At 28.6% G+C, this 20236-nt stretch carries 19 protein-coding genes; 1 reads left to right on the plus strand and 18 read right to left on the minus strand.

What is annotated here, in order from left to right; translation table 11 throughout:
• Positions 1-4: 4 nt before the first annotated feature.
• The 4 genes from nth to queG form a co-directional block, all read right to left on the minus strand.
• Positions 5-631: an endonuclease III gene (gene nth, locus P4S50_RS14355; protein WP_277731487.1), complete on the minus strand. Its 627-nt coding sequence runs from the start codon at positions 629-631 to the stop codon at positions 5-7.
• 9 nt (positions 632-640) lie between these two features.
• On the minus strand, positions 641-922 hold the full coding sequence (locus P4S50_RS14360) for a DUF503 domain-containing protein (protein WP_277731488.1): 282 nt from the start codon (positions 920-922) through the stop codon (positions 641-643).
• 46 nt (positions 923-968) lie between these two features.
• Entirely contained in the window at positions 969-3185 is a 2217-nt protein-coding gene (locus tag P4S50_RS14365) for a Lon protease family protein (protein WP_277731489.1), read from the minus strand.
• A 314-nt stretch (positions 3186-3499) separates the two neighbouring features.
• Positions 3500-4402 (minus strand): tRNA epoxyqueuosine(34) reductase QueG, encoded by a 903-nt coding sequence (queG, locus tag P4S50_RS14370; RefSeq protein WP_277731490.1) that lies wholly within the window; start codon positions 4400-4402, stop codon positions 3500-3502.
• A gap of 75 nt (positions 4403-4477) precedes the next feature.
• On the opposite strand from queG, the gene P4S50_RS14375 reads away from it, so the two are divergent.
• Complete coding sequence (locus P4S50_RS14375) at positions 4478-4891, plus strand: RusA family crossover junction endodeoxyribonuclease (protein ID WP_277731491.1); 414 nt, start codon at positions 4478-4480, stop codon at positions 4889-4891.
• Between the two features lie 516 nt (positions 4892-5407).
• Here the strand turns inward: P4S50_RS14375 and P4S50_RS14380 are convergent.
• The 14 genes from P4S50_RS14380 to P4S50_RS14445 form a co-directional block, all read right to left on the minus strand.
• Complete coding sequence (locus tag P4S50_RS14380) at positions 5408-6103, minus strand: ZIP family metal transporter (protein WP_277731492.1); 696 nt, start codon at positions 6101-6103, stop codon at positions 5408-5410.
• A gap of 88 nt (positions 6104-6191) precedes the next feature.
• Complete coding sequence (locus P4S50_RS14385) at positions 6192-7193, minus strand: aldo/keto reductase (protein WP_277731493.1); 1002 nt, start codon at positions 7191-7193, stop codon at positions 6192-6194.
• Positions 7194-7376: 183 nt separating this feature from the next.
• Positions 7377-7574: a PspC domain-containing protein gene (locus P4S50_RS14390; RefSeq protein ID WP_277731494.1), complete on the minus strand. Its 198-nt coding sequence runs from the start codon at positions 7572-7574 to the stop codon at positions 7377-7379.
• Between the two features lie 219 nt (positions 7575-7793).
• Positions 7794-8801, minus strand: coding sequence for an electron transfer flavoprotein subunit alpha/FixB family protein (locus P4S50_RS14395; RefSeq protein WP_277731495.1), 1008 nt, complete (start codon positions 8799-8801; stop codon positions 7794-7796).
• A gap of 13 nt (positions 8802-8814) precedes the next feature.
• Positions 8815-9597, minus strand: coding sequence for an electron transfer flavoprotein subunit beta/FixA family protein (locus tag P4S50_RS14400; protein WP_277731496.1), 783 nt, complete (start codon positions 9595-9597; stop codon positions 8815-8817).
• Between the two features lie 13 nt (positions 9598-9610).
• Positions 9611-10750 carry an acyl-CoA dehydrogenase gene (locus P4S50_RS14405; RefSeq protein ID WP_277731497.1) on the minus strand — a complete coding sequence of 380 codons (1140 nt, stop codon included), beginning with the start codon at positions 10748-10750 and terminating at the stop codon, positions 9611-9613.
• Positions 10751-11205: 455 nt separating this feature from the next.
• Positions 11206-12042, minus strand: coding sequence for a deoxyribonuclease IV (locus P4S50_RS14410; protein WP_277731498.1), 837 nt, complete (start codon positions 12040-12042; stop codon positions 11206-11208).
• A gap of 79 nt (positions 12043-12121) precedes the next feature.
• Positions 12122-12706: a winged helix-turn-helix domain-containing protein gene (locus P4S50_RS14415; RefSeq protein WP_277731499.1), complete on the minus strand. Its 585-nt coding sequence runs from the start codon at positions 12704-12706 to the stop codon at positions 12122-12124.
• A gap of 76 nt (positions 12707-12782) precedes the next feature.
• Positions 12783-13700 (minus strand): glutaminase A, encoded by a 918-nt coding sequence (gene glsA / locus P4S50_RS14420; protein WP_277731500.1) that lies wholly within the window; start codon positions 13698-13700, stop codon positions 12783-12785.
• Positions 13701-13720: 20 nt separating this feature from the next.
• Positions 13721-15379: a nucleoside kinase gene (locus tag P4S50_RS14425; protein WP_277731501.1), complete on the minus strand. Its 1659-nt coding sequence runs from the start codon at positions 15377-15379 to the stop codon at positions 13721-13723.
• Positions 15380-15453: 74 nt separating this feature from the next.
• Positions 15454-16197: a sugar phosphate isomerase/epimerase family protein gene (locus P4S50_RS14430; RefSeq protein WP_277731502.1), complete on the minus strand. Its 744-nt coding sequence runs from the start codon at positions 16195-16197 to the stop codon at positions 15454-15456.
• Between the two features lie 29 nt (positions 16198-16226).
• Complete coding sequence (lepB, locus tag P4S50_RS14435; protein ID WP_277731503.1) at positions 16227-16760, minus strand: signal peptidase I; 534 nt, start codon at positions 16758-16760, stop codon at positions 16227-16229.
• Positions 16753-17571: a hypothetical protein gene (locus P4S50_RS14440; protein WP_277731504.1), complete on the minus strand. Its 819-nt coding sequence runs from the start codon at positions 17569-17571 to the stop codon at positions 16753-16755. Before P4S50_RS14440 ends, lepB begins: the two co-directional genes overlap by 8 nt.
• Positions 17572-17846: 275 nt before the next feature.
• On the minus strand, positions 17847-19880 hold the full coding sequence (locus P4S50_RS14445) for a 5'-nucleotidase C-terminal domain-containing protein (protein ID WP_277731505.1): 2034 nt from the start codon (positions 19878-19880) through the stop codon (positions 17847-17849).
• Between the last annotated feature and the right edge of the window lie 356 nt (positions 19881-20236).

Raw genomic sequence — 20236 nt, forward strand, 5'->3', positions numbered from 1 at the left:
TCTTTTAAGTATCAATTTTATTATAATACTTGCAATACTTATTTACAGAACAATTATTACAATCTGGCTTTCTAGCCTTACATGTCCTTCTTCCGTGAAATATAAGTAGATGATGAGCTTTTGTCCATCTATATTTAGGTATAACTCTCATTAATTCAATTTCTGTTGATTCAGGAGTTTTACAATCAACAAGTCCAATTCTATTGCTAACTCTAAGTACATGAGTATCAACTGCCATAGCAGGAATATTAAATGCATTACTCAAAACAACATTGGCCGTTTTTCTTCCAACTCCTGGTAATTTAATGAGTTTTTCTAACTCATTAGGTACATTACCATTATATTCATCTACTATCATTTTTGATGAATCTATTATTTTTTTTGCCTTACTTTTATACAATCCACAACTTTTTATTATTTCTTGTAACTCCTCTTCTTTTAATAAAGCAAATTCCTCACTTTTATTATATTTTTTAAATAAATTTTCTGTAACCTTATTAACCCTAACATCTGTGCATTGAGCTGACAATATAGTTGCTATTAAAAGTTCAAATTCTGTCTCATAATTTAGCTCACACTCTGCATCGGGATAATCATTTTCTAGTATATCTAATATTTTATCTACCTGCATTTTTCCCTCCTAGTAAATATCGGTGTTTATGTTAATAATTTCAACCCTTTCATCATTATCTATAAAATTTATAACAGAACTGATGATAGAATCTATGTGTTTATTAGAGTTAGAAACCATACTAACCCCAATTATACTTCTTTGCCACTTATCATTTTCGCCAACCTCAGCTATTGATATATTGAATCTTGATTGTAATCTTTGTATTATGCTCTTTATCACATGTCTTTTTTCTTTTAAAGAATTACATTCAAATATTATACATTCTATTTCACAAGCTCCAACTACCATATTAATCACTTCCATTTACAAATATAAATACCAAGATAGCTTAAAGCTATCTTGATATTTCATAAAACTTATTTAGTCTCTTTATTATTTTATCATATATTTCAGAAAAAGACTTATTTGTTAATATTTCCATAGCCTCTTCTATTCTAGTTATAGGATATATATGGAATTCACCTTTGTCTATACTTTCTTGTACTTCATCTCTTAAAATCAAGTTTTCTAAATTATATTTAGGTAATATAACTCCTTGTTTTCCATTTAATCCTTTTTGTTTACATATACTATAGAATCCTTCTACTTTTTGAGTAACTCCTCCTACTACCTGAACATCTCCTTTTTGATTTATTGATCCTGTAACAGCTATATTTTGTTTCAAAGGAATTTCACTAAGCGAAGATAATAATGCATATAATTCTGCACCAGATGCACTATCTCCGTCTACACCACTGTAACTTTGTTCAAAGCATATATTAGATGTAATAGAAACTGGCTTCTCTTTAGAAAAATTCTCAAGTAGATATCCGCTAAGTATTAATACCCCTTTATCATGTATTTTTCCACTAAGTTTAGCTTCTCTTTCTATATTTATTATTCCCTTATTTCCAGGACTCGTTGTAACAGTTATTACTACAGGTCTTCCAAATGAATATTCTCCCATATTAAGAACAGACAGACCATTTATAACTCCTACTTTTTCCTTATCAACACTTATAAGAAGTTGGTTTGATTCATACATACCATCTATTTTTTTCTCTATTTTATTTACTCTATTCCATTTTTCATGTATAGCTTTTTTGACGTCTATATCATCTACAAACTCTGAATTTCTTATTTTTGCAAATAAATTTGACTCTATCAATAATTCAGATATTTTATTAAATCTAGTTGATAATTTTTTATTACTTTCAACAAGTCTTGAACTATATTTTAGAACAACTTGAACTGCATCATATGTGAAATGCTTTAAATTATTATTATTGCAATAAGACGATATAAATTTGGCAACTCCCATTTCATTATCATTATCTTTATCCATTTCACTATCAAAGTCCACCATTACTTTAAAGTATTTATTAAATTCTTCGTCATACATATAAAGCATATTATATAGATACTGACTACCTATTAATATTATCTTAACATCAATAGGTATGGCCTCTGGCTTTAAACCTGTTAATGTCTCTATTTTTATTTTTTTAGTTTGAAGACATATTTTAATCGTATCCCAGCAATGAGGATTCCTTAAAATCTGATCTACATATAATACTAAATATCCTCCATTTGCTTTATGAAATGCTCCTGGAACCAACTTTGTAAAATCAGTTTTTATAGTTCCATTTACACTTTCATATTCAGCCTTGCCAAATAGATTTAGATATGTTGGATTTAGTTCTATTACTACCGGAGCCTTATCTACATTTGAGTTTGACACATTGTCTATAAATAAGTTAACCTTATATTTCATTAAGTATTCTTTTTCATTTATATTTTTTAGTTCTTCTTCATCTAGATAGAATATATACATATTTTCTAATAAATCATCACTTAAATGAGCCAAATATTTTTTAACCTTATAGTTTTCACCATATTCTTCTATTAAATATTCTATATGAGGCTTTATTATATAAACTCCTATTTCTTCTTCTAATTCTAATAGATTTTCTTTTGCTACTATCTCTAATTCCTTTATTTTTGATATAACTTTTATAGTTATATTCTCCATTTCTCTTTTTAATTTCACAAACTCCTCTGATGTTGTATCTGTTTCTTCATCCTTTGGTACAAATACCATTCCATATTTAGTATTTTTTAGCTTAAATCCCCTCTCATCCCCATACGCTTTCATCTTTTTTATATAAATTTCTTTTTTTATCTCGTATTCATCTAATATCTTATTTTTTTCAACCTCAAACTCTTCACTTTCAAACGCTCTTTGAAGTTCTATATATAAATCATCTATAAACTTTTCCATATCTCTTTTAAATAATTTACCCTTACCTATTTCAAAATCAAGTGCTATTGGTTCCCTTGCCTCTTCAAAGTTATATACATAGCACCAATCCTTTTGATTAACCTTATCTTTAGTATATTCTTTTAATTTTTTCAATACATATGATGTTCTTCCAGTTCCAGTTTCCCCACTTATATACAAGTTGTATCCTACATCATCTATTTTCAAACCGAATTCCATAGCTTCTATAGCCTTTTCTTGACCCAACATCTCCTTTAAAGGTTCAATATCAGCTGTTGTTTTATATTTCATACTATACCCCCTCCCGTATTAATACATAGTATGTTTTAATACGTTATTTGTTTAGAGAAAAATTTCACTTGATAACTGATATTCTGAATTTCTTATAAATTCGAAACTACAATTTCTTATTTATAAAAAAGAGTCATATAATACTTTATTCATAAAAAGCATTATATGACTCTACTATTTTTTATAATGAATAAGAAATTATATTCCTATTTAAATTTTGGAACAGTATAATTCCTGTTACGAATTTTAAATAACGGAGTCTGATAAAACTCGTTGGCGCCATGTAATTTTAAAAAAGTCTACATTAAAAACTTTTAAAGAATGTCTTTTTTATTTATTATTTCTAGATTTCTAAGAATAATCTTTCTTCCTCTCCAACTAAATGCTCTATCTCTATATCTTCTTTTAAATTCTTTATTTGATATAGTATTTATTTCCTCATAATCTATGTTATGTTTTAAATTCTCAGTAAATTCATGTATTTTACTGGTGTTTATTTTTTTGTTATGAGGACATATATCTTGGCATATATCACATCCAAAAACAGTAGGATTTTTTTCAAATAATTTTTTTTCTTCATCCGTTAATTCTTCTTTTTTTTGAGTTATAAATGATAAACATTTTTTAGGATTCATCTCGAAATTTCCCAAAAGAGCTCCTCCAGGACATTTTTCAATACACTTTCCACAATTTATACATGTTTTATCTAAGCTATTATCTTCTTCTAATTTAATGTTAGTCATTATATATCCTATAAATACATATGAACCATATTCATCATTTATTATATTATTATTTTGTCCAAAGTATCCAATGCCAGATATTTGAGCTAAATATCTATCTACTAATGGTCCATTATCTACAAATATCTTGTATTCAAATTCATCAATGTCTTTTTTTATCATTTTTGATAGTTTCTCAAGCTTTTCTTTTACTAATATATGATAATCTAAACCATATGTGTATTTTGATATATTTGTATTTTCTACATTTCCCGAGAAATATGGAAATAAACAAACAATAACAGACTCTACATTTTCCATAGTAAGTCTAGGATTTATCCTTTTTTGTATATCCTTTTCTTCAAGCCCTGTATAATGACCTTTATTGATTTTATCTCTTAATACTTTTTCTAACTCATAATATGGACCTATTCCCGCAATTCCTACATAATCTATCTTTAAGTTCTTACAATATTGTTTTATCTTTTGCTTCATATAAGATTTCCTTTCTAACAATTTAATTTGACTATCCTTTATTCTACATTATAAAATACTAAAGAGGTGATTTAAATGATAAAAGTTGTTATACCAGGAAGACCTATAAGCAAATCCAACTTTAAACTTCACAATGTACACGGTCAATCTTGGATGCCAAAACAGGGAAAACATTCAAGATATGTAGCTTATGAGAATATGATAGCAGGGCATATAAATCAACAATATCAAACAGAGCCTCTTGAAGGTGATATAATTACAGTTTTAAAGCTTTATTTTCCTAATAGAAAGATGGGAGATCTACATAATTATCCTAAAAGTATTTGTGATGGTATAGAAAAGAGCGGAATAATAAAAAACGATAGACAGTTAAAACCAGTATTATTATTCGACTTTATAGACAAGGAAAATCCAAGAGTTGAAATTGAACTCTATAAAGCATCAGAGTATGATGTTAGTTATAGTATAAGCAAGAAATCTTTATTATAAAGATTTCTTGCTTATACTTTTTTATTATGCGGATGATCAAAACTATATATTAAAATACCGGGAATACAACTATATTTTGAATACAGCTAAGTTTCTGTCTTATTAATAATCCTAAAATTTACGAACTCCCTTACGGTCAGACACATAAATTTTTCAACGGATTATTAAACGACAAAAACTAAGTTGTATTAATCAAAATATCTAAAAGCATTCCCTAACATTTTAATATATAGTTTTTAGTATTAGTTTATATTATTAAATAAGATTTTATCTCATTTAAACTCTAAGAACTGAACTAAAAATACCTCTGGTTAAAATGTTAGCTACTTTTATTAATATTTTTTTATAAAACTCAGATTATGCCGTTTAAATATACGTTAAGAAACTTCGTTTGTCTGACCGTAAGGGAGTTTAAGAAGTTTTAGGATATTTAATAAGGCAGAATCTCTAGTTTTATAAAAAATATTAGTCCAAGTAGCGGTATTTTAATCAGAGGTATTTTTCGCTTAAGCATATTTATATTATCCCTCTCATAATAACCATAACCACAAATCCCAATACAAATCCAAATGTAGCCTTTTTTTCATTTCCTCTACAATGGCACTTAGGAATCATTTCATTTGATACAACATAAAGTATAGATCCTCCAGCAAACGCCATGGAAAAAGGTATTAAAACCCGTATGTATTGAAGAGTTAAAATTCCTATTCCAGCAGACAAAGGTTCTGCAAGACCTATCAGAGATGTATATAATATAGCCTTATACTTTGAATTCAAAGTATTTTTAAGTATATTCCCTATAATTAACCCTTCTGGTATATTTTGTATACCTATAGCTATTGCAAATAATATTCCTGTATTATTTCCTTCTGCTTCATATCCAGCTCCTATAACAAAACCTTCTGGTATATTGTGTATTATATTGGCTACAACAAACATAAAATTTCCTTTAACTTTATCCTCTGGAATCTTCTGTTCTAAATAATACATAAAAAAAGCTCCTAAAAGAATTCCGATTGTAGCCTGTATATTATGTCCTTGTTCAATACAAGGATATATTAAGCTATAAGCTCCAGCAAATACCATTATACCTGCAGCAAATCCAAGAAGTATATCCTCAGTTTTTTCACTCAAATTTTTTATAAATAAAATAGGAATTGCTCCTACTCCAGTGCAAAATCCCGTTATCAAACTAGCAATAAAACCACCCAAAAATCTCACCTCTATATATATTTTTTCCAATATATATTTCCCATAGAAGTGAAACTTAATTCAGAGGATACTTTTTTAGCTAATTTTTCTACTTTTCTAATACTTTAGCTACATTTTTTAACATTTCTCTAATATTTAAATCATATGGACATCTTTGCTCACAAAGCCCACATTCTATACAATCTGATGCCTTTTTATCTAAGCTTTCATATCGCTTTGTAGACCATTCTTTTAGATTATATCTAGTGTAATATCCCTCTAGCAAAAACTGAAGAGGTATATTTATATTTTCAACACAAGGCATACAGTATTCGCATCTTCTGCAAAAACTATTTCCTAATTCTACTTTTATTTTGTCTATACTCTCCATTTCATCTTGAGTTAATTCAATTCTATCCTTTAATATAGATATATTTTCTCCTATTTGCTCAACCTTGTCCATTCCAGGTATTACAACATCTATATATTCTTTTGATAATATATACTTAAGTGCAAGCTTTGCATCAGTCAATGCTCCTCCTGCAAGCGGCTTCATTATTATAGTTCCTATATTTTTATCATTTGCAAGCTTTAGTACTTCTTCTCCTTGATTTTCAACTATATTATAAGGTATTTGTATAGTGTCAAACTTTTCATCGTATATAGCCTTTTTTATAACCTCTACATTATGACTAGTTATTCCTATATACTTTATTTTTCCTTCTTTTTTAGCTTCTAATAAAGCTTTGTAAGCCATATTATCTTCAAATACAGAATCATATTCTTCTATCTTAACATTGTGCATTTGATATATATCTATTTTCTCACACTTCAAATTGCTAATACTTATATCTATATCTTTTTTCATACCTTCATAATCTCTGTTCATAGATTTTGTAGCTATTATAAATTTATAGTCTCTATCTTTTATACTATTTCCTATATATTCTTCACTTATAGTATACCCTCTTGCTGTATCTATAAAGTTTACATCATTTTTTATAAGTTCATCAATTATTCTGTCACAATCTTCTTGAGATACTCTTTGAATAGGCAATCCTCCAAACCCTACTCTTTTTATATATAAGTCTGTTTTTCCAAGTTTTCTCATAAATATGCCCCCTTATAATTTACTATTTATTAATTATATCAAAGTCTTTTGTTAAAATAAAAAATGATATAGTTTCCTTAAGTATGAAAAAATCTTTATTTGAAAGAATTTAGATAAAACCACTATAACTAGTAAACCACTAACAAATTGTTAGTGGTTTATTGGTTATAGAAAAAACTTTTTTTAATACATATTTGGATCATTAGGTATTATTAGTGCACATATAATGTATCCCAAAATACCACTACCTCCAGCAAGTATAAATAGTATCCATAGTAATCTAATAATTGTAGAGTCTATATCGAAATACTCAGCTATTCCACCACATACACCTGATATTTTTTTGTCTCTTATTGATTTATAAACTTTCTTTTCAGTCATAAGATTACCTCTTTTTTACATATTTTTTAGTTTTATTATAACATTAAAACTTAAGATAAGTAAATTCCTATCTAATATAATATATTTTCAATTATTTTATTAGGTACAAGTTTGATTTTATTTTTATAACAACCTCATAAAAAAAGAACCTAGATTTCATTTGCACGAAATCTAGGTAAATACTTTTTGTATTAATATTTTTTCCTTTATTACTTAACTTTAAGCTTTAAGTTTGTGAGATTTTATTTCCTCAATCAAACAAGGTATAACCTTATTTAAATCACATACAATCCCTAAATCAGCTACATCAAATATAGCAGCTTCCTTATTCTTATTAATAGCTATAATAAAATCTGAATCCTCCATACCAGCTATATGCTGAATAGCACCAGATATTCCACATGCAAAATATACATCAGGTCTTACAGTTTTTCCCGTTTGTCCTACCTGTCTATCCTTTTCTAGTAATCCTTCATCTATTACTGCACGAGATCCTGATACTTCGGCCTTTAATAAATCTGCAAGTTCACTTAGTACAGATAAATTTTCCTTATTTCCTACACCACGACCTCCTGATACGAGTATCTTGGCGTCTTCTATACTTATTTTTTTATCCTCTTCTTTAACTACTTCTAACACTTCAACATCCATATCATTTTCATTTATATCTACACTATGGTATTTTATTACAGATTCTCTATTCTCATCCTTCACAAATTTTTTCATAACTCCGGGTCTTACAGTAGCCATTTGAGGTCTATGTTCACTACATGTTATTGTAGCCATTATATTTCCACCAAAAGCTGGTCTTGTCATCAATAAATTATTATCTTCTTCATCTATATCTAATGATGTACAATCAGCTGTAAGTCCAGTCTTTATCCTTGCAGATACTCTAGGTGCTATATCTCTTCCTATTGACGTTGCACCTATTAATACTATTTCAGGATTCTCTGTATTTATAATAGATGTAAGTGCTTTTGCGTAAGTCTTTGTTATGTAGTATTCAAATTTTTTGTCTTCTACAACTATTACATTGTCCGCTCCATAGTGATTTAAAATTTCTACATTTTTTATATCACTACCTATAATAGCTGCACTTAATTTAACATTCAATTTATCTGCAAGTTCTCTTCCCTTTCCTAAAAGTTCAAGTGATACATTTTGAATTTCAGATTCTCTTTGCTCTATATATACAAGTACACCCTCATGTTTTACATTATTCATAATACCACCCCTTTTATATAATGTACTTTTCTTTTAATTTATCTAATATAATACTTGCTGCTTCTTTAGGAGTTGCTTCATGTTTCACTCCAGCTGTTTTAGCTCCTTTTGTAAATGATTTTTTAACTTTTGTAGGTGAACCACTAAGACCTATATTACTTTCATCTACATCTATATCATCTAAAGTCCACATTTCTAACTTACTTTCATCAAAGCATTCATATATTCTTTTAATCTTCATATATCTAGGCTCATTTATCTCTTTTAAAGTAGTTATTAAGCATGGAGTCTTAACCTTAACTTTGTAGTATCTATCTTCAAACATTCTTTTTAGTATTATACTATCCTCACAAATATTTAAGTCTTCAACATAACTAATAGAAGGTATATTTAGGTGTTCTGCCATTTGAACTCCAACTTGAGCAGTGTCACCATCTATAGCCTGTCTTCCAGTTATTATAATATCGTAATCAAGTTTTTTAATAGCTCCTGCAATAGTAGATGATGTTGCTAAAGTATCAGCTCCTGCAAACTTTTTATCACTTAACAGTATCGCTCTATCTGCTCCCATGGCTAATGCTTCTCTTAAAGCTAATTCTGCCTGCTTAGGGCCCATAGATATTACTGTTATATTAGCTCCTATTTCCTCTTTTATTCTTAGAGCAGTTTCTAGTCCACTTTTGTCATCAGGATTTATTATGCTCTTTACTCCATCTCTAATTAAAGTACCAGTTTTAGGGTTAATTTTGACTTCAGTAGTATCTGGAACTTGCTTAATACAAACTATTATATTCATAGATTTTTCCCCCTTATTTTAATAAATTAGCTGCTATTACCATTTTTTGAACTTCTGATGTTCCCTCATATATTTCAGTTATCTTAGCATCTCTCATCATTCTTTCTATATCGTATTCTCTTGTATATCCGTATCCTCCATGCAATTGAACACATCTAGTTGTAACATCCATAGCAACTTCAGATGCATATAATTTTGCCATGGCTGCTTCATTAGAATACGCTAACCCCATATCCTTATTCCAAGCTGCCTTATATACTAGCATTCTAGCCGCTTCTATTTTAGTTTTCATATCAGCTAACTGAAATTGTGTGTTTTGGAATTTTGCTATTGATCTTCCAAACTGCTTTCTCTCTTTTACATAATCAATAGTAGTATCAAGAGCACCTTGAGCTATTCCAAGTGCCTGTGCTGCTATTCCTATTCTTCCTCCATCAAGTGTCTTCATTGCTATTGAGAACCCTTTTCCTTCTCTTCCTAACATATTTTCTTTAGGAATTTTACAATTTTCAAATATAAGCTCACAAGTAGCTGATCCTTTGATACCAAGTTTCTTTTCTTTAGGACCTACTTTAAATCCAGGAGTATCCTTCTCAACTATAAATCCAGTTATTCCTTTCGTGCCCTTTGACTTATCTGTCATAGCCATAACTATGTATATATCCGCATACCCTGCATTTGTTATAAATATTTTTGAACCGTTTAATATGTAATGATCTTCATCGAGAACTGCTGTTGTCTGCTGAGAAGATGCATCTGTACCTGCATTAGGCTCCGTAAGACCAAATGCCCCTAATTTTTCTCCACTTGCTAAAGGCTTTAAATATTTTTCTTTTTGTTCATTTGTTCCAAATTCGTTTATAGGAGATGCACAAAGTGATGTATGTGCAGATAATATAACACCTGTAGTTGCACAGTATTTAGATAACTCTTCAACAGCAAGTATATATCCTAAATTATCTCCATCTTCTCCTTCATACTCACTACTAAAAGGAATTCCCATAAATCCTGCTTTCTTCATCTTCTCTACAGTTTCAATAGGGAACCTCTCTTGTTCATCTATTTCACTTGCTAAAGGCTTGACCTCATTTTTAGCAAATTCTTCATACATTTGCTTTAACATATTATGTTCTTTTGATAAATCAAATCTCATAACTTTTTATCCCCCTTTATTAAATAGTTCTTGTCCTAAAAGTGATACATTAATATATATTTAGAGGGATTTGCTTTTAGAACAGATTTTGTATATAAAAATTTTCTTATGGTATTTTATAACTTAAAATACTCATTATAAAAAAATAGCTACATAGATTTCATGCAATCGAAACCAAAGTAGCTATTTTAGAATTATTTAGGTTATAAAAAACTTCACTTAAAAAACAGAGGGTATTAAAATGTTAGATAATCATTTAAATATTTTTGTATAGAACTTGTATTACATCGTTTGCATATCCGTTAAGAAAGTTCGTTGTCTGACCGTAGGGAGTTTAGAACTTTTAGGATATTGAATAAGATGTAGTACTTAGTTCTATTAAAATATTTAATGAATTATCGGTATTTTAATACCCTCTGTTTTCGCTTCAAGCACAAAATCTACTCATTTATGTTTTAATTTTTTTTCAAAAAATCCCTTATCATCTCTATTTCCTTTTTATGACCCTCATCATCATAAGGAGTCTCCAAGAAAAATGGAAGATGTTTAAGCTTTTCATGAGTCATAAACTCCATTAAAGCCTTAAAACCTATTTCTCCCTCTCCAATACCTGCATGTCTATCTTTATTGCTCTTAAACGGCATCATACTATCATTAAAATGTATTACTTTCAATTTATCAAGTCCTATTATTTTATCAAATTCATCAAGTACACCATCAAGATCATTTACTATATCGTATCCAGCTGAAAATATATGACACGTATCAAGGCATACTCCAATTTTATCTTTATAATTAATCTTATCTATTATACTTTTTATATGCTCAAAATCATGTCCTATCTCAGTACCTTTTCCCGACATAGTTTCAAGAAGTATAATTACATTTTGATCCTCTGTTAAAGATTCATTTAAAGCATTTGTTATCCTATCTATTCCGAATTCTATACCTCCACCCACATGACTTCCTGGATGAAAGCACATGTATTCTATTTCAAGTTCATCCATTCTCTTTATATCTTCTTTAAATATTCTTCTTCCAAATTCATATACATCATCTTTTTTACCTCCAAGATTCATAGTATAAGGTGCATGAGCAAGCATTGCTCCAAAGTTATTTTTTTTTCTTATTCTTTGAAACTCTGCTATATCTTTTTCATTAAATTCCTTTGCATTTCCTCCTCTTGGATTTCTAGTAAAAAATTGAAATGTATTAGCGCCTATATCTAAAGCGGCATTAATTGCCTTTGAATATCCTTTTGCTATTGATATATGTGGTCCTATAACTAGCATTAAATCACTCCTAACATAATATTAAATCATATACCTTAATTATACCCAAAAAAAATAGACATCAACAAATTGTTGACGTCTATTTTTTTGCCTTCTTCTCTTTTCTAAGATCAGGCACTCCCATTAATGTTATATTATATGGTCTAGTATTATCTCTATCCTTTTTATCCTTACCATTTAAAACCTCAGTAATCTTTTCTTCTAAACAATCCATTACTTCCTTACATTCTTCCTCTGTTAAGTAGTACTGATTATAATGTCTTACATGCTTAGATTTAACCTCATCATTTTCAGCAGCTCTATAAAAATCATCACTTATCTTCTCGAATAAAGATATTGAAACTTGATTTAATGTTCTAGCTACATTTTCATCATAAACAGCAGAGTTTAAAATACTTTTATCCATAATAACCATTTTCGCCTTTGGAAGATAGTATTTTTCTATAATTCCAGATTTAACTTTTTCTTCTACTAATTCTAATATGCCCGCATTTAACAATGTTTTTATATGATAATTGATTTTAGCATGCGGTTCTGATAATAATTCTGACAATTGCTTAGCTGATAAGGGCTCCTCTGCAAAAGCCTCCAGTATATCCACTCTATACGGATGGGATACAGCCTTTATTTGATCAATATCTCTTAAAACTAAAATATCCTTCATAGAATCACCTTCACTTAGTTTTTATATATTATATTATTTAAAATTGCAATTGTCAAAATATTTTTATATATAGTTTTTAGAATATACTTAAATTCAGTTTTTCTGATATACTCTCCATAACTTTAATACCAGCTATACTGTTACCTTTTTCATCAAGAGACGGTCCAAATACTCCTATTCCCATTTTACTCGGAACAGTTCCCATAATTCCTCCTCCAACTCCCGATTTAGAAGGTATTCCAACACTTATAGCATACTCTCCAGATGCATCGTACATACCACATGTAACCATGAATGTTTTTACTATCTTAGATACTTCTTCATCCATCAATCTCTTTCCAGTTAACATATCAACACCTTGATATGCAAGATTCACACCTATTCTAGCTAAATCTCTAACTGTTACCTCAATAGAACACTGCTTAAAATATAAGTCGAGCACATCCTCTACATTTTCAGTCAAAACTCCTTCACTTCTTAGAAAATATGCCATGGCTCTATTTCTATCACCAGTAAGCTTTTCAGACATATAAACCTCTTCATTTATACTCAAATTTTCATTTCCAGAAAGGTTTTTAAAGAAGTTCATCATCCTATTTAATTTATCAGCATTGTTTTTACCTTTAATCATAGACGTTATCATTATAGCCCCAGCATTTATCATAGGATTATACGGAATTGAAGGCTTTGATGTTTCAAGCTTCATTATAGAGTTAAACGGATCTCCGCTAGGCTCCATTCCAACCTTAGAAAAAACCTTATCCTTTCCATTATCCATAAGAGCCAAAGCAAGCGTTATAGGCTTTGACACACTTTGTATAGTAAATTTTTTACCACAATTTCCAGCCTCATATATATTATTATCCATGTCTACCACACAAATTCCTAAATCATTTTTACTAGCTTTTCTTAGCTCCGGAATATAAGTAGCCACATTTCCATATTCAGTATACTGTCTATTATCATCGATTATCTTTTGTAATATTTGTTCCAATTCCTATTCCCCCGTTCTATCTAATGTACCAATCTGCTTCCGCCTATAAACTCTTTAAGTATTGATGTTGGCGGAACATCCCCCTCATCTTCTATTGTAACAAAATATTGTAGGAATTTTAATAATCTATTAGCTTCTCTATATTCCTTACAATTAGGATCTATCTCTTTTAATAAAGGTTCTGCATACTTTTTAAGTATAGATAACTCATATATAGAGGCAGAATTAAACATAACATCTGCATTTTCTTGATATGGGAAAATATAGTTTTTCTCACCACGTCTTACCATAGACCACATTTGAATAGTTCTTATAGCACTATGTCCTCTAAACTGATTATCTCTTACCATTCTTCTTATAAGTCTTACATCGGTTGTGTGTATTCTATTGTGTTCATCCAAATTAAGCTGAGTTAAAGCACTCACATATATCTTAAACTTATTATCTTCAGAAATAGACTCTGTTAAAAGATCATTAAGCCCATGTATTCCCTCTATTATTATAGGTTGATCCTCTCTAACCTTTAATCTATTTCCTCTATACTCTCTTTTACCAGTCTTAAAATTAAAATATGGAACTTGTATTTCTTCTCCATTTATAAGATTTTGCAAATCCTTATTAAAAAGATCTAAATCAATAGCATAAATAGACTCAAAATTATGCTTACCATCTTTATCTTTAGGTGTATCCTCTCTATTTACAAAATAATCATCTAAAGATATTGATACAGGTCTTAGTTTATTAACTCTCAATTGTATAGATAGTCTTTGTGCAAAACTAGTCTTACCTGATGATGATGGACCTGAAATCAATATAACCTTGCTTTTTTTCTTATTTTTAACTATCATATCAGCTATCCTGGCTATTTTCTTTTCATGAAGAGCTTCTACAGTTCTTATTATATCTCCATAATTTCCATCCTCTATCAATTTATTTAACATAGCAATCTTATGAACATCCATTATTTTAGCCCATTCTTCTGCTTCTTTATAAACTTGAGCAAGCTTTGGTTGATCTATAAATTTAGCAACCTTATCTGGATGTTCCTTTTTTGGTCCAAGTATAACAACTCCAGGGTTATAGTATTTCAAATCAAATAACTTCAAATATCCTGTAGACGGAACCATATAACCATAAAAATAATCTTTTATCCATCCACATTTATATATGCTTACAGTATCAGATTCTTTATATCTGAATAAATCAGCTTTCGCATTTTTTTCATTAGTCTCAAATATTTTTATAGCCTCTTCTATAGGTAGCTTTTTCTTTTCTATAAGAACATCCTCATCTATTATTTCTCTCATTCTAGCTTTTACTTTTTTTATATCTTCTTCATTTATATCTCTATCATAGTTTATTTCACAATAAAGCCCTTTTCCCAGGGAATGTTCTACAGATACTCTGCATCCAGATAACATTTCCTCACAAGCTCTTATAAATACAAAAGATAAACTTCTCATATAAGTTCTAATTCCATCCTGCTTTGTTAAATCTACAAATTCAACATTACAATCCTTTTCTATTTTATAAGTCAATTCTCTAAGATTGTTATCTACTACCCCAAGAACTATAGTGGAGTCATATTTTTTATCATAGTCTTTGCTTATTTCAAGAAGTGTAGTACCAACTTCATACTCCCTAACATCATCCATTATATTAATTTTAACTTTATTCACGTTATCATCTCCCTTGCTTTTTTAAAGTCTGTATAATAGTATATGTGCAAAAAGAGAGCATTTGCTCCCTTCTTCTACTTTTTAGATATTTTTTTGTATAACGCAAAACTCTCATTTAAATACTTAGTATTCATTTCAAAAACTAAATACTTGTTATTTTTAATTTCTAATATGTCTTTTATATCTTTTTCCGTTACCAATCCATTTTCACTCAAACCTAAATGCAAGTCTTTATTTCCATCATTATCGCTTAAATGAACTAATCTTATATTATCCGATAAACGCTTTAAATACTCATCTTTATTTATAAGATTATGGCCTGTATCATAACAAAATCCCAAATTATATTTTGTCACATTTTTAAATAAATATTCAAAATCCGACAATACATTTCCAAGATTAATTAAGTCTCCACTTTTAGAGTATGTATTTTCAATATATATATCAACATCATCTATATTATTTAAAACTCTTATAAGAAAATTTGCAGTATTATTTAAATACCCAATTCTATTTTTTTCAACCTTATTTTTAAATCCATATCCTAAATGCAAATTATAATACTTTACATTTAATAGTTTTCCTATTTTATAGTTTTCATAAAAATAATCAACCCAAAACTCATTTATCATTTTTATCGGATCACAAGTGTTCATCTCCATAGGTAGATGAATACCTATTGATATATCATTTTTAATTAATTCATCCTTATTGTGATATAAATAATCCCAATCCTCAAGATTGTCTATTCCAACTTCTATATGATTAAACCCTAACTTTTTACATATTTTTATCTTTTCCTTTATTTCATACGCCATAGAAGAGAATCCAATTCTCATGTCCATAATTATTTTAATAAACCTATTTTATTAAATGGATAAAGTCTTATAAAAGCTCTACCTATTATTTCATCTTCCTCTACAAAACCAACTCTAGGATCTCTACTATCTAAACTATTAGGTCTATTATCTCCCATGGCAAATATATGACCTTCAGGAACTACTGAATCTATAATACCATCTGTGTAATCCCCATTTATATAGTCTTCTTTAAGCTCTACATCATTAACATACACTTTTCCATTCATAACCTTTACCTTATCACCAGGAAGACCTACAACCCTTTTAACAAGGTCCTTGTCTTTCCCATTGTCTCCAGGTAGGTGCGATTTGAATATAACTATATCTCCCTTTTTAGGCTCATTCATAGTGTATGGTATTTTATTTATTATAAGGTAATCATTTTCTTCAAGTGTTGGATACATAGAGTACCCCTTAACAAGAGTAGGTCTTATAAATAAAGTTATAAAAAAAGCCAGTATACAAGCTATTCCTATAGTTTTTATCCACTCCACAATTTCACTTTTTACTTTTTCATTCATAGCAAACGTCTCCTTTATCCCTTATATATTTACTTAGAAGTTCTATTATTATATTATTTATATCATCATATTTATCAAACTTTATATCAACATCTAATTTTTCACATGCAGTTATAAAATCGTCCACAACTTCAAATGGCTTCCCATATATATGTTCTATATCTTCTTTGCTAACTCCTTTAAAACCGTGTCCAACAGGACATTCATTTCTAAGTCTTATTAAGTTCTCTAATTTTTCGCTATTGAGTATTTCTAATACTTTAGCTATTTTTTTTGTTTTTCTCATATTTTTGTTTATATATCTAGTAATTCCATAAGTCAAGTTGCTAGTATATATATTATACTTCTTTTTAAGTATATTCAATATGTTTTTTTTAGATACCATATACCCTATCATAGATATTTTTGTTTTATTTGATTGACTTTGAACAAATACATACTTAAACAAAGCTTCCTTTAATCTGTATATTCTTCCTAAAAAATCTATATATTCTTCATTTATCAACTTTATTTTTATATTTTCTATAAACTCAGAGAATATAGCAGCAACTTCTCCATCCAATAAATCTATAGAATTATTTCTAAGCTTTTTTACATCTTTTCTGTTTTTAATTTGAGGAGTTAACATATCAAGCTTTTTTACAGCAGTCCTAAAATCAAAATTAACAGATGATTTACAGTAACTAACCAATATATGAAGATCTCCATTCTCTATTCCAAGTTCTTCTAATATATCTAAAACCGCATCATAATTATACCTTGCCAAAAATTTTGTTATTACAAATTCGTATTTTTTATCTATGCTTCCCATATAATCCTCCTATAAGTCAAAAGTTAGTATTATATATAATATGCCTTTTATTTAGTTTATTAAAACTATTAAATTTTTGACATACAAAATTATTGACTATTTAGCGGTTTATTTCAATATATCATTTTTACTTAAGTCAAAAAAAGACCCTATAAGGGTCTTTCTTATAACGAATAGGAAATTATATTCCTCTTTAAGTTGCGGATAAATATAATTTTCGTCATGAGTTTCAAAAAAGTTTACATCTAATATTCTTTTAAATAATAACTTTTTTATTACATAGATGGTATTTTAATTACTTGACTTGGATATATTAAATTTGGATTATTTAAATTATTATACTCAGCTAACTTTTTCCAATCAATATCGAATTTCTTAGCTATTTTCCAAAGAACATCTCCATTTTTAACTGTATAGCTTTGTTCTTTAACAACAACTTCTTTTTTAACTTCTTCTTTTATAATCTCTTCCTTCTTTACTTCCTCTTTCTTAACTTCTTCCTTTTTAAGTTGCTCTTTAGATCCTTGTTTAACATCAGACTTAAGTAACCCTTGTTTTTGAAGTTCATATACATTTAAAGATTTAACATTAGGAGTTCTCTTATCCTCTGATGTAGGAATGCTTATTTTTCCTTCTTTCACTAATTTATAAACCTCATCTTTTAGAGGATTATCTAAATCTATCCCAATTAATTTCCAGTTATTATCAACTTGTGGAGTTACTTCTTTATTTTTAGTAACATATTTAACAATAAGACTTCTTATGCTTCCATCTGCATACTCTAATGAAGAATCAAATACTTTATCTTCTTCTTTAAAGTATCCATCCTTAACCATGTTCCCGAATCTATAGTTGTTAACTGCTATAGTAAATGTCATATCATCAGTAACAGGTTGATCCTTGAACTTAAGATTAACTATTCTTTGTCCTTCTGGCTTTGATATATCTATATCATAATCAACACCTGAGAACATATCATAATTGTATCCTCTTATTTCAGGATTAAAACTAACTGTAACATCTCCATCTTTATAAGTATTATAGTATCTTGCAGACCATTCCATATAATCTTTTAATTGCTTACCTGTAACCTTAACACTAATTAATGTATTTGGATATTTATATATATTAGCAACATCTTTTTTCTTAAAATCTCCCTTTAAAAGGTTCATATCATTTTTAAAAGCTGCTACTGATGATATATCCGCTCCAGAATAGTGCATTTGAACTTTATTTATAAAGTCTATTAATGCAGTATCTTCTACTTGAGCTGTAGGTATACCTGGTAATACCTGAGTATTCTCTATAAAATCGTCAGTAACACTTCCTATTACCATATTTGCATCATTTCTAGAAGTTTCATGAATGTAATTGTATTTATTTTCAAGCTCTTTATCAACTTTATAATTCTTAGTGTCTATGTTTTCACTATTTTTTTCAACTACATCCCATTTTCCGTTTTCTTTTTTTAATTTTAAATCTATTTTAGATACTCTATTTCCATAACTCTTAGGTTCAATAACTATAGTATCTCCTACTTTTTCACCTGCAATATCACTATGAGCATGTCCCATTACAACAGCATCAAGCTCTGGATTTTTTTCTATTATACTTCTCGTTCCATCAAAATCTGTATATTCATCTTCAAGTCCCATATGAAATACACCAACGAATACGTCAGCTTTACCCTTAAGTTCATTTATAACCTTTGAAGTTTCTTCAACTGGGTTTCTAAATTCTAATCCTTTGAAATGCTCTGGAGTTGATGATTCCCATCTTGGTATATTAGGAGTAACCATTCCTATTATAGCTACCTTAACTCCATCTTTTTCTACTATTTTATAAGCATCATAAACCCTTTTTCCATCTTCTTTATATAAGTTTCCAGCTAAAACTGTAGCATTTGAAGTTTTAACTGCCTTATCTAATACATCAAGACCAAAGTTAAATTCATGATTTCCAAGAGTCCATGTGTCATATCCTATATCATTCATAACTTCAATTATAGGATTTTTATCTTTTCCCTGGAAAAGTTCTATTGAATTATCTTGAGTAGTATCTCCTGCATCAACTAATATTACATTTTTATTATTACTTTTAATTTCTTTTACAACAGTTGCAACCTTTAAATATCCTGCATCAGAATCTTCTGTATCTAATGCATAATCCCATGGAAATATTCTTCCATGAATATCACTTGTTCCTACTATTGTTAAAGTAGTTTCTTCTTCATTTGCACTAACTATTGATGGCACAAATAAAGTTAAAATCATACTCATTATAACCAATAATGATATCCTCTTTTTCATACTATCTCCCCCTTACATTTATCCAAAAGCTAAGAGTTCTATGTACATCCCCTCTTAAGGCTAGAGATAATGACTCTACAGCTTCTGGATTAGTTTACCCAAAATGTGACTTACGCAACTAAAACTTCAGTTAAAGTAAAAACTCCATCTGAATTAAACTGCACTTTATATTATGTAATTAATACTTTTATAAAAAAGTCTTTATTCTAAAGATTTTCAATGTAGACTTTTTTGAAATTCATAACGCAAATTATATTTATCTACAATTCAAAAAGATTATAATTTACTATTCATTATAAATAAACTTATGTCTATACAAATATGCCTTTATTATTAGGATATCATTTCCAATTTTA

Origin of the sequence: Tepidibacter hydrothermalis (genome assembly GCF_029542625.1) — a bacterium.
Taxonomy (GTDB): domain Bacteria; phylum Bacillota; class Clostridia; order Peptostreptococcales; family Peptostreptococcaceae; genus Tepidibacter_A; species Tepidibacter_A hydrothermalis.

Coding starts and splice junctions, on each gene's coding strand:
- P4S50_RS14390 (WP_277731494.1), bottom strand. CDS start 7,574: ATGACTGAAAAGAAAGTTTATAAATCAATAAGAGACAAAAAAATATCA.
- P4S50_RS14405 (WP_277731497.1), bottom strand. CDS start 10,750: ATGAGATTTGATTTATCAAAAGAACATAATATGTTAAAGCAAATGTAT.
- P4S50_RS14385 (WP_277731493.1), bottom strand. CDS start 7,193: ATGAGAAAACTTGGAAAAACAGACTTATATATAAAAAGAGTAGGGTTT.
- queG (WP_277731490.1), bottom strand. CDS start 4,402: ATGAAGCAAAAGATAAAACAATATTGTAAGAACTTAAAGATAGATTAT.
- P4S50_RS14400 (WP_277731496.1), bottom strand. CDS start 9,597: ATGAATATAATAGTTTGTATTAAGCAAGTTCCAGATACTACTGAAGTC.
- nth (WP_277731487.1), bottom strand. CDS start 631: ATGCAGGTAGATAAAATATTAGATATACTAGAAAATGATTATCCCGAT.
- P4S50_RS14360 (WP_277731488.1), bottom strand. CDS start 922: ATGGTAGTTGGAGCTTGTGAAATAGAATGTATAATATTTGAATGTAAT.
- P4S50_RS14410 (WP_277731498.1), bottom strand. CDS start 12,042: ATGCTAGTTATAGGACCACATATATCAATAGCAAAAGGATATTCAAAG.
- P4S50_RS14415 (WP_277731499.1), bottom strand. CDS start 12,706: ATGAAGGATATTTTAGTTTTAAGAGATATTGATCAAATAAAGGCTGTA.
- P4S50_RS14365 (WP_277731489.1), bottom strand. CDS start 3,185: ATGAAATATAAAACAACAGCTGATATTGAACCTTTAAAGGAGATGTTG.
- lepB (WP_277731503.1), bottom strand. CDS start 16,760: ATGAATGAAAAAGTAAAAAGTGAAATTGTGGAGTGGATAAAAACTATA.
- P4S50_RS14440 (WP_277731504.1), bottom strand. CDS start 17,571: ATGGGAAGCATAGATAAAAAATACGAATTTGTAATAACAAAATTTTTG.
- P4S50_RS14375 (WP_277731491.1), top strand. CDS start 4,478: ATGATAAAAGTTGTTATACCAGGAAGACCTATAAGCAAATCCAACTTT.
- P4S50_RS14395 (WP_277731495.1), bottom strand. CDS start 8,801: ATGAATAATGTAAAACATGAGGGTGTACTTGTATATATAGAGCAAAGA.
- P4S50_RS14445 (WP_277731505.1), bottom strand. CDS start 19,880: ATGAAAAAGAGGATATCATTATTGGTTATAATGAGTATGATTTTAACT.
- P4S50_RS14430 (WP_277731502.1), bottom strand. CDS start 16,197: ATGGCGTATGAAATAAAGGAAAAGATAAAAATATGTAAAAAGTTAGGG.